General features: G+C 65.7%; 11 protein-coding genes. 6 read left to right on the top strand and 5 right to left on the bottom strand.

Going from position 1 to position 11,941, the window contains the following annotated elements; genetic code table 11:
• Positions 1-41 precede the first annotated feature (41 nt).
• A complete protein-coding gene (gene bioC / locus AMD14_RS02490; protein ID WP_011050282.1) occupies positions 42-926 on the top strand; it encodes a malonyl-ACP O-methyltransferase BioC in 885 nt (294 codons plus the stop codon).
• Between the two features lie 249 nt (positions 927-1,175).
• Complete coding sequence (lpxO, locus tag AMD14_RS02485) at positions 1,176-2,081, top strand: lipid A hydroxylase LpxO (RefSeq protein WP_005920034.1); 906 nt, start codon at positions 1,176-1,178, stop codon at positions 2,079-2,081.
• Between the two features lie 214 nt (positions 2,082-2,295).
• Here lpxO and AMD14_RS02480 read toward each other — a convergent pair whose 3' ends face one another.
• The 3 genes from AMD14_RS02480 to AMD14_RS02470 are packed head-to-tail and all read right to left on the bottom strand — an operon-like array spanning position 2,296 to position 4,319.
• The gene (locus AMD14_RS02480) at positions 2,296-2,715 is read right to left on the bottom strand and encodes a ketosteroid isomerase-related protein (protein WP_003485705.1); all 420 of its coding nucleotides are present in this window, start codon (positions 2,713-2,715) and stop codon (positions 2,296-2,298) included.
• Positions 2,716-2,757: 42 nt separating this feature from the next.
• Positions 2,758-3,375: a YdcF family protein gene (locus AMD14_RS02475; RefSeq protein WP_005920033.1), complete on the bottom strand. Its 618-nt coding sequence runs from the start codon at positions 3,373-3,375 to the stop codon at positions 2,758-2,760.
• Positions 3,360-4,319 carry a pyridoxal-phosphate dependent enzyme gene (locus AMD14_RS02470; protein WP_011050280.1) on the bottom strand — a complete coding sequence of 320 codons (960 nt, stop codon included), beginning with the start codon at positions 4,317-4,319 and terminating at the stop codon, positions 3,360-3,362. The genes AMD14_RS02475 and AMD14_RS02470 overlap by 16 nt, the downstream gene beginning before the upstream one ends.
• Before the next feature lie 156 nt (positions 4,320-4,475).
• On the opposite strand from AMD14_RS02470, the gene AMD14_RS02465 reads away from it, so the two are divergent.
• The 3 genes from AMD14_RS02465 (at position 4,476) to AMD14_RS02455 (ending at position 8,340) form a co-directional block, all read left to right on the top strand.
• Positions 4,476-4,946, top strand: a complete 471-nt coding sequence (locus AMD14_RS02465; protein WP_011050279.1) for a hypothetical protein — start codon at positions 4,476-4,478, stop codon at positions 4,944-4,946.
• Positions 4,947-5,517: 571 nt separating this feature from the next.
• Entirely contained in the window at positions 5,518-7,422 is a 1,905-nt protein-coding gene (gene mnmG / locus AMD14_RS02460; RefSeq protein WP_011050278.1) for a tRNA uridine-5-carboxymethylaminomethyl(34) synthesis enzyme MnmG, read from the top strand.
• Positions 7,423-7,659: 237 nt separating this feature from the next.
• Positions 7,660-8,340, top strand: coding sequence for a DUF2490 domain-containing protein (locus AMD14_RS02455; protein WP_005928878.1), 681 nt, complete (start codon positions 7,660-7,662; stop codon positions 8,338-8,340).
• Positions 8,341-8,640: 300 nt separating this feature from the next.
• Here the strand turns inward: AMD14_RS02455 and AMD14_RS02450 are convergent, their stop codons facing one another.
• Both AMD14_RS02450 and AMD14_RS02445 read right to left on the bottom strand, forming a co-directional pair.
• Positions 8,641-9,609, bottom strand: a complete 969-nt coding sequence (locus AMD14_RS02450) for an alpha/beta hydrolase (RefSeq protein ID WP_011050277.1) — start codon at positions 9,607-9,609, stop codon at positions 8,641-8,643.
• Positions 9,610-9,879: 270 nt separating this feature from the next.
• Positions 9,880-10,740: a PA4780 family RIO1-like protein kinase gene (locus tag AMD14_RS02445; RefSeq protein WP_003485690.1), complete on the bottom strand. Its 861-nt coding sequence runs from the start codon at positions 10,738-10,740 to the stop codon at positions 9,880-9,882.
• 148 nt (positions 10,741-10,888) lie between these two features.
• Here AMD14_RS02445 and AMD14_RS02440 point away from each other — a divergent pair, with 148 nt between their 5' ends.
• The gene (locus tag AMD14_RS02440; RefSeq protein ID WP_008578106.1) at positions 10,889-11,749 is read left to right on the top strand and encodes an IclR family transcriptional regulator domain-containing protein; all 861 of its coding nucleotides are present in this window, start codon (positions 10,889-10,891) and stop codon (positions 11,747-11,749) included.
• The last annotated feature ends 192 nt before the right edge of the window (positions 11,750-11,941 follow it).

The raw sequence follows: 11,941 nt of genomic DNA, 5'->3' as shown, positions 1-11,941 counted from the left end.
GATTCCCTCCGCCCTAGCCCTGGGGCGACAATAGCGGCGCCATGACCAGTACTTTCGACCCCCGCCACGTCCGGCGCGCCTTTGCGCGTGCCGCCAGTACCTATACCGCCGCAGCCGCACTTCAACGCGAAGCGGAAACCCGCCTGCTCGAATCGCTCGACTACCTGGGCGAGCAGGTGCCCAAGGTGGCGCTGGATGTCGGCGCCGGCCCCGGCCATGCCAGCGCTGCAATCAAGAAGCGCTGGCCCAAGGCGCAGGTCATCGCGCTGGATCAGGCCATGCCGATGCTGCGCCAGGCGCGCAAGGCCGCGGGCTGGTGGAAGCCGTTTACGCAGGTGTGCGCCGATGCGCGCGCGCTACCGGTCGCCGACGGCAGCGTGGATGTGATCTTCAGCAATCTGTGCCTGCAGTGGGTGGAAGACCTGCCGACCGTGTTCGCCGGTTTCCGCCGCGCGTTGCGCCCGGGTGGGCTGCTGCTGTGCTCCACCTTCGGCCCGGAAACACTGATCGAATTGCGCGATGCCTTTGCGCAGAGCGACCCGGCCCCGCACGTCAGCCGCTTTCCGCCGATCGCCCAATTCGGCGATGCCCTGCTGATGTCCGGGTTCCGCGACCCGGTGCTGGACCGCGACCTGTTCACCCTGACCTACAACGATCTGCCCGCGCTGATGCGCGAACTGCGTGCGATGGGGGCAACCAATGCACTCAGCAACCGCCGTGCCACCTTGACCGGACGCGGTCGCTTCGTGGCCGCCAGCGCTGCCTACGAACCGCTGCGGCGGCCGGACGGCACCCTGCCCAGCTCCTGGGAGGTGATCTACGCCCATGCCTGGGCACCGGCGCCGGGCGCGCCCATCCGCGAACACGGGCATGAGGTCGCCAGCGTGCCGGTCAGCGCCATCCCGATCCGCCGCCGCATCGACTGAGCGGCGGTACAGAACGTTGGTCGTCGCGCATCCACTGCCGGTGAGACACAGAGTATTGCGCCCCCGCTCATGCTCACCTGTCAGGCTCGGCGGAGACACTTGCTAGAATTCTGAAGTTAACGGCCGCACCTCCCTGTTGCGGCTCAGCTTGTTCGATGGTGGCTACCGACACGACGCAGCAGTGCTGCGTGCGCTGCTTGGCAGCCACTTTCACGTTTGCGGCCCCCCGCCCCCCAATCGGCCTCCCCCATGTTGAAGTGGCTCCTCATCGCGTTGTTCATCGCATCGGCGCTCTACATCCATTACCGCGGTCGCGTGCGGCACCGGCTCAGCCGGCAGTTGCTGGACCATTCCACCTTCATGGCCCCCATCAACACGCTGATGTACCTGTGTTCGCGGGTGCCGACCACGCCATTCATCGACCCGGGCAAGGAATTTCCCGAGCTGGCGCCGCTGCGCGCCAGCTGGCCACTGATCCGCGACGAAGCGGTGGCGTTGCAACAGATGCAGAAGATCCGCGCTGCTGAAGGCTATACCGACATCGGCTTCAATTCGTTCTTCCGGCGTGGCTGGAAGCGCTTCTATCTGAAGTGGTACGGCACCGCGCATCCGTCGGCAGCCGAATTGTGTCCGCAGACCACCGCCTTGCTGAAGTCCATTCCCACGGTCAAGGCAGCGATGTTCGCCGAGCTGCCGCCGGGCAGCGAACTACGCCCGCACCGCGACCCGTTCGCCGGCTCCATGCGCCTGCACCTGGGCCTGGCCACACCCAACGACGACCGTTGCTTCATCGACGTCGACGGGCAACGCCACAGCTGGCGCGATGGCGAGTGGACCATGTTCGATGAAACCTACATCCACTACGCGCGCAACGACACCGACCAGGACCGCATCATCCTGTTTTGCGATATCGAACGCCCGATGCGTTGGCGCTGGGCGGCTGCGGTGAACCGCTTCGTCGGCCGCAGCCTGCTCTCGGCCGGCGCCTCGCCCAATCAGGAAGGCGACAAGACCGGCGGCATCAATCGCGTGTTCCGCTATTTCTACGCCGCACGCCTCAAGGCCAAGGCGCTGAAGGAACGCAACAACCCGCTGTACCAGGTGCTCAAGTGGGGCATCTTCATCCTGGTGGTGGTCGGAATCGTGCTGCTGTAACCCTCGCCCACCCACCTAGGAACGCACTTGGCGCGACCGGCATCGCCGGTAACGCCTCATCGCGCGCAAGCGTGCTCCTACATAGGCGCAGCTCCGGCCGCGATACCGCACCAATCACGTAGGAGCGCACCCGGGCGCGACCAGGCATTGCCGGTAACGCCTCATCGCGCCCAGGTGCGCCCCTACGCAGCGCTGGCCGATGCGGTCGATGTGCTCAGCGCGATACCTGCGCAATCCATTCCTGCAGGTTGTAGTAGTTGGTCACGCGGGTGATCTTGTCGCCGCGCACGTCGAAGAACGCACCGCCCACCAGCACATAGGTCTGCCCGGTGGCCTCCGGCAGGCCTTCGTCGGTGGTGTGATAGACGCCATGCACCACGTACTCGGCGCCGACCCGGGTGCCATCGTCGTTGGCGATGACGACCACATCGCGCAATTGCTCGCGGTAACTGTCGTTCATGCGCTGCAGGAATGCGGCAAATTCGTTGCGGCCGATTTCGCGTGGACCTTGGTTGAGGTCATGGGCGACGTCCTCGGCCAGAAACGCCAACATGCCGTCCCAGTCGCCACGGTTGAATGCTGCGTAGTAGGCCTGGACCAGGCCGATGGCGTGTTGCCGATGGGTCTCGCTCATGCTCGAACCTGCCGCTGGGAAAGCCGCATCATAGGCCTGCGGTCACGACCCTTGCACCACCAGATCGCGGTGGAAGTAATACACCTCCTGCAACAGGAAGCGCCAGCTGGTGTGGAAGCTGCGAAAACGCGTGCTCGGCGTGGACGAGGCCAGCGCGTCGATACCCAGTTCCTGGCTCAGTCGCAGCGCACGCGCCATGTGCAGCGGGTCGCTGACGATGATCGCCCGATGCAGGCCGTGCCGCTCCATCAGCGTGCGCGCCTGTTCCAGGTTCTGCCGGGTGGTGCGCGAGGTGGTTTCGATCACGATGGCGTCCGGCGGGATGCCGTGGCGCAGCGCGTAGCGTCGTGCTACCTGCGATTCGGCAAAGCGCGCACCGTTGCCGAAGCCGCCGGTGAACAACAGCCGCGGCGCATAGCCCTGCGCGTATAGATCCAGCGCGTGCCGGATGCGTTCTTCGAACACCGGCGAAGGGCGCGCATCGTAGGCGGCCGCACCCAGCACGATGATCACATCGGCCGGCGCGGCCTGATCGCGGTCGCCGATCCACACGATCCAGCCTGCCACGGCCACCAGCCAGATCAGCGCCAGCATGCACAACCGCCAGCCCCAGCCCCACAGGCCGAGCCCGCGTGAGCGCCTGCTCACGCCGCGACCCAAGGCAAGGCGTCCAGATCGACATTGCCGCCGGACAGGATCAGCCCCACTCGCCGCCCGGCAAACCGTGCCGGCTGGGCCAGGACCGCAGCCAGGGCGATCGCCGAAGACGGCTCGACCACTTGCTTGAGCAACTGCCAGACCAGCCGCATGGCCTGCACCACCGCGGCATCGTCCACCGTGATCACCTGCGCACCGGCGCGCTGCAGCACGGCGAAGTTGGGCGCGCCCAAGGTGCCGCGCAGGCCGTCGCAAATGGTGTCCGGCACGAAATCGACCAGCCGCTGCCCGGCCGCCAGCGAACGCGCGGTGTCGGCTGCGCCGGCAGGCTCGGCCAGCACCAGCTCGCAGTCCGGCGAAGCCTGCAGCGCCAGTGCGGCACCGGCCGCCAGCCCACCACCGCCGACAGGCGCCACCAGCACATCCAGCACGCCGCTCTGGTGCAGCAACTCCAGCGTGGCGGTGCCCTGCCCGGCGATCACTGCACGATCGGTATACGGGTGCACCAGCGTGGCGCCGCTGCCGGCCTGCACCTCAGCGCACATCTGTTCCCGCGCCGCGATGGTCGGCGCGCAACGCCACAACGTGGCGCCGTTCCGGGAGATATTGGCGAGCTTGGCCGCCACCGCGCCCTCGGGCACCACCACGTGGCAGCCGATGCCGCGCGTGCGTGCGGCAAGCGCCAGCGCCGCGCCGTGATTGCCGGAGGAATGCGTGACCACACCGCGCGCAGCCAGCGCGTCCGGCAGCGACCATACGGCATTGCAGGCACCCCGGAACTTGAATGCGCCACTGCGCTGCAGATGCTCGGCCTTGAAGAACAACTGCGCACTGCTGAGCGCATCTAGGCTGTGCGATGTCAGCAACGGTGTCGGCGCGCAGTGCGGCGCGATCCGCGCAGCGGCTTGCAGGACGTCGGAATGGGCAAGGGGGACCGTCTCGATCATGCCTGCAAGATTAACGTATCGCCTCCTCTTCACGGGTCGCACGCCTACCGCCGCGCATGCTGGATCGATGACAAAGCGTCGCAATGCCGCACAATTAAGGACCGATTCAATGCATCGGTTCGACAGTGGCACCATGGTTGCAGGAGGGCACCATCCATGAAATTCCGTCTGATCTTCGCCGCCGGGCTGTTGGCCCTGGGCGGCTGCGCAACCTACGACTACACCGGCGGTGGGTCGGGCGGCTATTACCGTGGTGCGCCTGCCGTGCAGTATCGCTATCCGCCCGGCTACTCCCCGTATTTCTACGGCAACCCGTACGGTCTGCCGTATGGCTATGGCGCCGGGTCGATCGGCCTGTACGACTACCCGGTGTACCCGGTTTATCGTGGTGGTGGCTACTACTACCGGCAGTACGATCGACGTCCGCAGTACCGTCCGCCGCGCCCGAACGGCTCGTTCAACAACGGGCCGCGCCCCGGCGGCTCGCGGCCGCAACAACCCAACCGCCCTCCGGCAACCGGCGCACCGCCGTCGCGGCCGCCACCGCGTATCGGCGCACCGCCGCGGGTCATTCGCGAGATCCAGCGGCAAACCGCACCGCGCACTACACGCGAACAGATTCCGTAGGACGCTGACTGCGACCTGGCCCACACTTGGCGATATTGGGGGCTTGCGTTCAGCTGACGATTGGCTGCAAGCTAGGTGCTCTGTGTGACCCGCCACGTCATTTTTTGACCGGGCCAGCCCCACTGAATGACTTATGTCGATGTCCGACAGGGAAATCTGGATCCCCCCTGTTCCGGCCCTGTCGGATATCGGCGCCTACAACACAGAAAGCCCCGGCATGCCGGGGCTTTCTGTTTTTGTTCGATGTTGCCGAGCAGGCGCTGCAGCGCAGGGGGCGCATGCGCAAACTCGCAGGAATCATAAAAAATAAGGGCCGGCAGTCCCCCGACTACCGACCCTTACGCTACCCCATCGCACGCGCGGCTGGCCCCTGTTCCAATTCCAGCCTTTGCGCCCATGTCGCAATGCCACGACGGGTGCAGTAGGGATATCCGCACGAAACATGCCAACTTGAGGGTCACGTGCTGTAAATGTGATTTGAATCACATTTTCTACCGAACAAGTGACCTGGCCCGCCCTTCAGCCGATACTTCCGCGGCCGTTTTCCCTTTTCCGCTCCTGGTCCACGCTCATGTCCGACTCCTTTTATCGCTACGACGTCATCGTGATCGGAGGTGGTCATGCCGGCACCGAGGCCGCCCTTGCGTCTGCACGCGCAGGCGCGCGCACCTTGCTGCTCACCCACAACATCGAGACGGTGGGGGCGATGAGCTGTAACCCGGCCATCGGCGGGATCGGCAAGGGCCACCTGGTCAAGGAGATCGACGCACTCGGCGGGGCGATGGCACGCGCAGCGGATCTGGCCGGCATCCAGTGGCGCACGCTCAACGCCTCCAAGGGGCCGGCAGTGCGTGCCACGCGCTGCCAGGCCGACCGCAACCTGTACCGCACTGCGATCCGCTGCATCGTCGAGGCCCAGCCCAACCTGACCGTTTTCCAGGCGGCCGTGGACGATCTGATCATTCATCACGGCGCCAGCGAAGCCGACAGCGTGCGTGGGGTCATCACCCAGACCGGACTGCGTTTCCAAGCGCCTTCGGTGGTGCTGACGGCCGGCACGTTCCTGGCCGGCAAGATCCATGTCGGCCAAACGCAGTACGCGGCCGGGCGCATGGGCGATCCGCCGGCCACCACGCTGGCCGCGCGCCTGCGCGAGCGCCCGTTCGCGATCGACCGGCTCAAGACCGGCACCCCGCCGCGGATCGACGGGCGCACCCTCGATTACGGCGTGATGGCCGAGCAGCCCGGCGACGACCCATTGCCGGTGATGTCGTTCATGGGCCAGGTCAGCGACCATCCGCGCCAGGTCAGCTGCTGGATCACCCAGACCACCGAGCAAACCCACGAGATCATTCGCAACGCGCTGCATCGCTCGCCGCTGTATTCGGGGCAGATCGAAGGCATCGGCCCGCGCTACTGCCCGTCGATCGAAGACAAGGTGGTGCGTTTTGCCGAGAAGACCAGCCACCAGATCTTCGTCGAACCCGAAGGCCTGGAAGTGGCCGAGATCTATCCCAACGGTATTTCCACCTCGCTGCCGTTCGATGTGCAGCTGGCGCTGGTGCGCTCGATCCACGGCTTTGCGAACGCGCACATCACCCGCCCCGGCTACGCCATCGAGTACGACTTCTTCGACCCGCGCGGGCTCAAGGCCTCGCTGGAGACCAAGGCGGTGGGCGGGCTGTTCTTCGCCGGGCAGATCAACGGGACCACCGGTTACGAAGAGGCGGCCGCCCAGGGTCTGCTCGCCGGGCTCAACGCAGCGCGCCACGTGCAGGGGCTGCCGGCGTGGTCGCCGCGCCGCGATGAGGCCTACCTGGGCGTGCTGGTGGACGATCTCATTACCCACGGCACCACCGAGCCGTACCGCATGTTCACCAGCCGCGCCGAATACCGATTGCAGCTGCGCGAGGACAATGCCGATGCGCGCCTGACCGGCGTCGGGCGTGCGATGGGCCTGGTGGACGACGCGCGCTGGGCGCGCTTTGCGGCCAAGCAGGAGGCCGTGCAACGCGAAACGGCGCGGCTGTCTGCACTGTGGGCCACACCGGGCAATGCGCTGGGCCGCGAGGTGGCCGACGCGCTGGGCGTGACGGTCAGCCGCGAAACCAACGTGCTGGATCTGATCAAGCGCCCGGAACTCACCTACGCCACCTTGATGCGGGTGCCGACCCTGGGCCCGGGCGTGGACGATGCGCAGGTGGCCGAGCAGGTCGAGATCAGCGTCAAGTACGCCGGTTATCTGGATCGCCAGCGCGACGATATCGCGCGTCAGCAACGTCACGAAACCACGCCGATCCCGGACGGTTTCGATTACGCCAGCGTGCGCGGCCTGTCGATCGAAGTGCAGCAGAAACTTGAACGCGTGCGCCCCCAGCACATCGGTCAGGCACAACGGATTCCCGGCATGACCCCGGCGGCGATCTCGCTGCTGCTGGTGCATCTGGAGCGCGCGCGACGCAGCCAAGTGGCGTGATCGACGCGACGGCCCTGCCCGTCGCCAGTGATCGTTGGCATCCATCCCTCTGACGACAGCGGGCGACCGCGCCGGTCATCGCGACACGATGGCGTGTCCCGATTTGCGAACACGCGGGCGAGCAAAGGCGACCTGAGCCGACCCAACGGTCGAAGCGGGCTCGAGCGTTATTGCTATGATTTGCCAACTGACGACATATTTCGACACATGAACGTATCCAGCACGTTATTGCCGGCGATGTTCCGCAGCGTCTGCGCTCTGCTGCTATCGACAGTGGCATGCAGTTGGCCGGCACATGCCAAGACCGAAGAAGACGGGCGTTACTGGCTGAGCGTCTACGCGCAAGGCAAGCTGCCGGTCGAAAACCTGTACTGGAGCATGGATGTCCATCCGCGCTGGCGCGAGGAAGGCGAACAGTTCGATCAACTGATCTTGCGCCCTGCCGTGTTCTACCGGCTCAATCCCAAGGCCAGTGTCTGGATGGGTTACGACACCATCATCAGCCATCCGGCCGGGCAGCCATCCAACCGCGAAAATCGCTGGTGGGGGCAATTTCAATATCAATTCGATCCGATCGCCGATATCACCATTACCAGCCGCACGCGCCTGGAACAGCGTCACCGCGAAGGCTTCAACGATGAAGGGTATCGCGTGCGGCAAATGATCCGCGCGGTGCGCCCCAGCGGGTTCAGTCCGCAATTGTCGTGGGTGGCGTTCAACGAAGTGTTCGTCAATCTGGATCAGACCCGATGGGGCGCGCAACGCGGTCTCGATCAGAATCGGGTATTCGTCGGCATCAACTGGAAATTCAATGCCATTGCCAACGCCGATGTCGGTTACCTGAATCAGTTCGTCAACACGCGTGCGGTGGATCGGGAAAACCACGTCTTGATGACCACGTTCCGCTTCAATTTCTGAACACCGCGTGCGCGTGGCCCAGTTGCAGGGCGAGGTTGAAGGCAGTGCGTTTCAATCGACGCCGGACGCCATGCTGGGCGATTCGACAAGACCTGCGCGTTGCCAACGAGCAGCCGATGACAACCATGACAGTCCACGTGGTGCGCAGCGCCGTCGGCGCCGGCATACGGGCAGGCGCATGCCTGCATCCAGGTCTTCTTGTCGCAGGGCGCACAGGCATGCGGTGCCACACGCACCGAAGCTGCAGCGATACCGCCAGGGTTGCGGCAGCGCGAGCCTCGGCACGGCTGCCGCAGGTCGTCAGGCGGCCCTGCGTTCGATCGCCGGCAGCAGGCGCTGGCGTAGCGTCAGTGCCGCCAGGTCCAGCGTTTCACCGGCGGCACGCAAGACGCTGCCCATGTTGATGAAGCCGTGGATCATGCCCGGGAAGCTATGCAGGGTGACTTCCACTCCTGCCGCACGCAGGCGCTCGGCATAGGCGCGGCCTTCGTCGTAGAGCATGTCGCGGTCGCAGACCACGACCAGCGCAGGCGCAACGCCGGCGACATCCGGCGCCAGCATCGGCGAGACACGCCAGTCGTTGGCCACCGCCATATCCGGCAGCAGATGGCGGTTGAAGAATTCCACCGCTGCCGCAGTCAACGGCGGCAGGCCGGCGTTGAGCGAGCGCGATGGATACAAGCCGCTGTCCTGGCGCGCGTCGGTCAGCGGATAGACCAGCAGCTGGCAACGCAAGGCGATTCCGGCATCGCGCGCGGCCAGTGCGGCAACCGCGGCCATGGCGCCGCCGATACTGTCGCCGCAGACGGCAAGGCGCTGCACATCGGCGCCGACCGTGTCCGGGTGCGCAACCAGCCAATGCAAGGTCGCGATGACATCTTCCACACCGGCCGGCGCCGGGTGCTCGGGGGCCAGACGGTAATGGATCGCCAGCACCTGACAGCCAGCGCGCGCTGCCAATTGCCGACACACATCGTCATGGGACTCCAGATCGCCGACCAGACCGCCGCCGCCGTGCACGTATAGGCAGGTCGGGGCTGGGCCGGTTGCGAGCCCCGTAGGGCGATACACGCGCAAAGGCACTGCACCGGTAGCGGCATCGGCCTGCAGATCGCGTACCTCGGCCATCTCGAGGCGCTGGAAACCGAACTGCGCGCCCACCGCGCGCATCATCGCGCGCGCGCCTTCGATCGGCAGGGTGTCCATGGGCGGCTGCGCCGCCTCTTGAAGCTGGGCGAACAGGCGCACGACATCAGGATCAAACGACATGACGAACTCTCCGATAAGCAGTTGTCGAGCTTGCCAGATTGTTATGAATCGTCACTATTCACATCGTTAACTAGTGTTAACGGATTGACCTGCTGGCCGGACATGCATGCGAAAAGCCCAGGATTGCCGGGAAAATAGGCGACCACACGTGGATCGGCCGCTTGGCAACGGTGCAGGTACGGCAGCCCGCGCGTTGAATTTGCTGCGCTGCATCGCGACCACTGCGCTGCTAAGGACCTGACAGCTGGCGCAGCGGCCTGTTGGCAATTGCTAATCGTTGTCTTCGGCAGCGGCTTCGCGGCCTTGCTGGCGAATGAGATTTTCCTGGCGCGCATCTTCGATCGAGGCACGGACGGCGCGTACATCGGCGCGGCGGGTGTCGAATTTGAAGCGCCCGGTGAGCGCGCTGTCCGGGCGCAGTTCGCCCTTTTCGAACAGCGCCCACATCTCTTCGCCGTAATGGGTGTCCAGCAGCTCGGGCGCGAAACGGCCAAGGCAATCGCGCAGGTTGTGCACGTCGCGCAGCAGCATGTCGCGCGCGGCATTGTTGCCGGCGGCGCTGACCACCTGCGGAAAGTCGATCACTACCGGGCCATCGGGCGAAACCAGCACGTTGTATTCGGACAGATCGCCGTGCACCAGGCCCAGCGACAGCATCTTGACCACATCGCCGATCAGGCTGGCATGGAAGGCGCGCGCCTGATCGGGCTCCAGTTCCACTTCGCCCAGCCGCGGTGCGCTGTGACCGGCGTCATCGGTGACCAGATCCATCAGCAGCACGCCGTGGAAGTAACCGCGCGGTTTGGGCACATGCACGCCGGCATCCACCAGTTGATAGAGCGCATCGGCTTCGGTGTTCTTCCAGGCGGCCTCAGCTTCCTTGCGGCCGAACTTGGTGGCCTTGCCCATCGCGCGCGCCTGACGGCTGCCACGCACCTTGCGGCCTTCCTGGTACTGCACGCGCGCCTGGAAACTGCGTTGCGCCATGTCCTTGTAGACCTTGGCGCACAGGATCTCGGCGCCTGCGCTCACCACGTAGACGGATGCTTCCTTGCCGCTCTTCAGTGGTCGCAACACTTCGTCGATGACGCCGTCGTCGATCAGCGGCTGCAGGCCGTTGGGGGTTTTCATGGACTAAGAGCACCGATCCGTCACAAACCAGCAGCGATTATGCGGCAAGCAGGGTGAAGCGCTTACATGCCCACGCACAGAGTGTGAGCCGGGGCATGCCATGGCGCGAGCGCTTACCATGCACGGACCTGTCCGCTGCCGCATTCCTATGCCCGAGCCCGCCTCCAGCCGCCGCAAACGTCCCGCCGCCGTGGTTGCGGCCGGCAGCGATCGCGGCCTGCCGCATGAGCTGATGCAGCAGATCGCCGCCGCCCAGGGCGATCCGGACTTCATGACCTCGCTGGGGCGCGGGCTGGTGGTACTGAGCGTGTTCGCGCAGCACGCTCGCGAAGTGACGATGTCGCAGATCAGCCTGGAAACCGGCATTTCGCGCGCGGCTGTCCGGCGCGTGCTGCATACGCTGGCCAAGCTCGGCTATGTGGGCGAGCAAGGACGTGGCTACGTGTTGCTGCCGCGCGTGCTGGGGATCGGCGGCGCGTACGCGGCGTCTTCATCGATGACCGCGGCCGCGCAGCCGGTCCTGGACGGGCTGCGCGACCAGTTGCACGAATCGTGTTCGCTGGGCGTGCTGGATGGCGACGACCTGTTGTACGTGGCGCGATCGGAAACGGTGCGCATCATGTCGATCGGGCTGCGCCCGGGTACGCGGCTGCCGGCCTACTGCACCTCGATGGGCCGCGTGTTGCTGGCCGCGCTGCCCGGCGACACCTTGCAGGCGTATCTGGAACGTACCACCTTGCGTCCGCGGACCGACCGCACGGTGACCCAGGCCTCGGCACTGCTGGAGGTGCTGGCGCGCACGCGCCGCGAAGGCATGTGCCTGACCGATCAGGAACTGGAAATCGGCCTGCGCTCGATCGCCGTGCCGGTGCGCAACCTGCGCGGCGAGGTGATCGCCGCGCTCAACATCGGCGCCCAGGCCGGGCGGGTGAGCCTGCAGACGATGCAGACGCAGTTGCTGGAACCGCTGAAGCAGGCGGCGCAGCGGCTGGGAACCTTGCTGAGCTAGAGCGCGACAAGGCAGCTGACGGAGCATGCAGCCTGCGCTTGCGCTGCGTGAGCTGGCAGTACAGCGATGGGTGCACAGGTCAAGCAATTGCAACCCCGCATTCCGCGTGGGCCGATGCATACGGACGACTGGTCGCACAGCGCTGGGCGCGCCAGGTGCGGAGTGATTGCCACCCGTTGTTGCGCGCATGCC

The organism is Xanthomonas citri pv. citri (assembly GCF_000961215.1).
In the GTDB taxonomy this organism is placed as follows: Bacteria; Pseudomonadota; Gammaproteobacteria; order Xanthomonadales; family Xanthomonadaceae; genus Xanthomonas; species Xanthomonas cissicola.
Note: the sequence above shows the minus strand (reverse complement) of the source record. Positions and strands in the feature narration are given on the sequence as shown.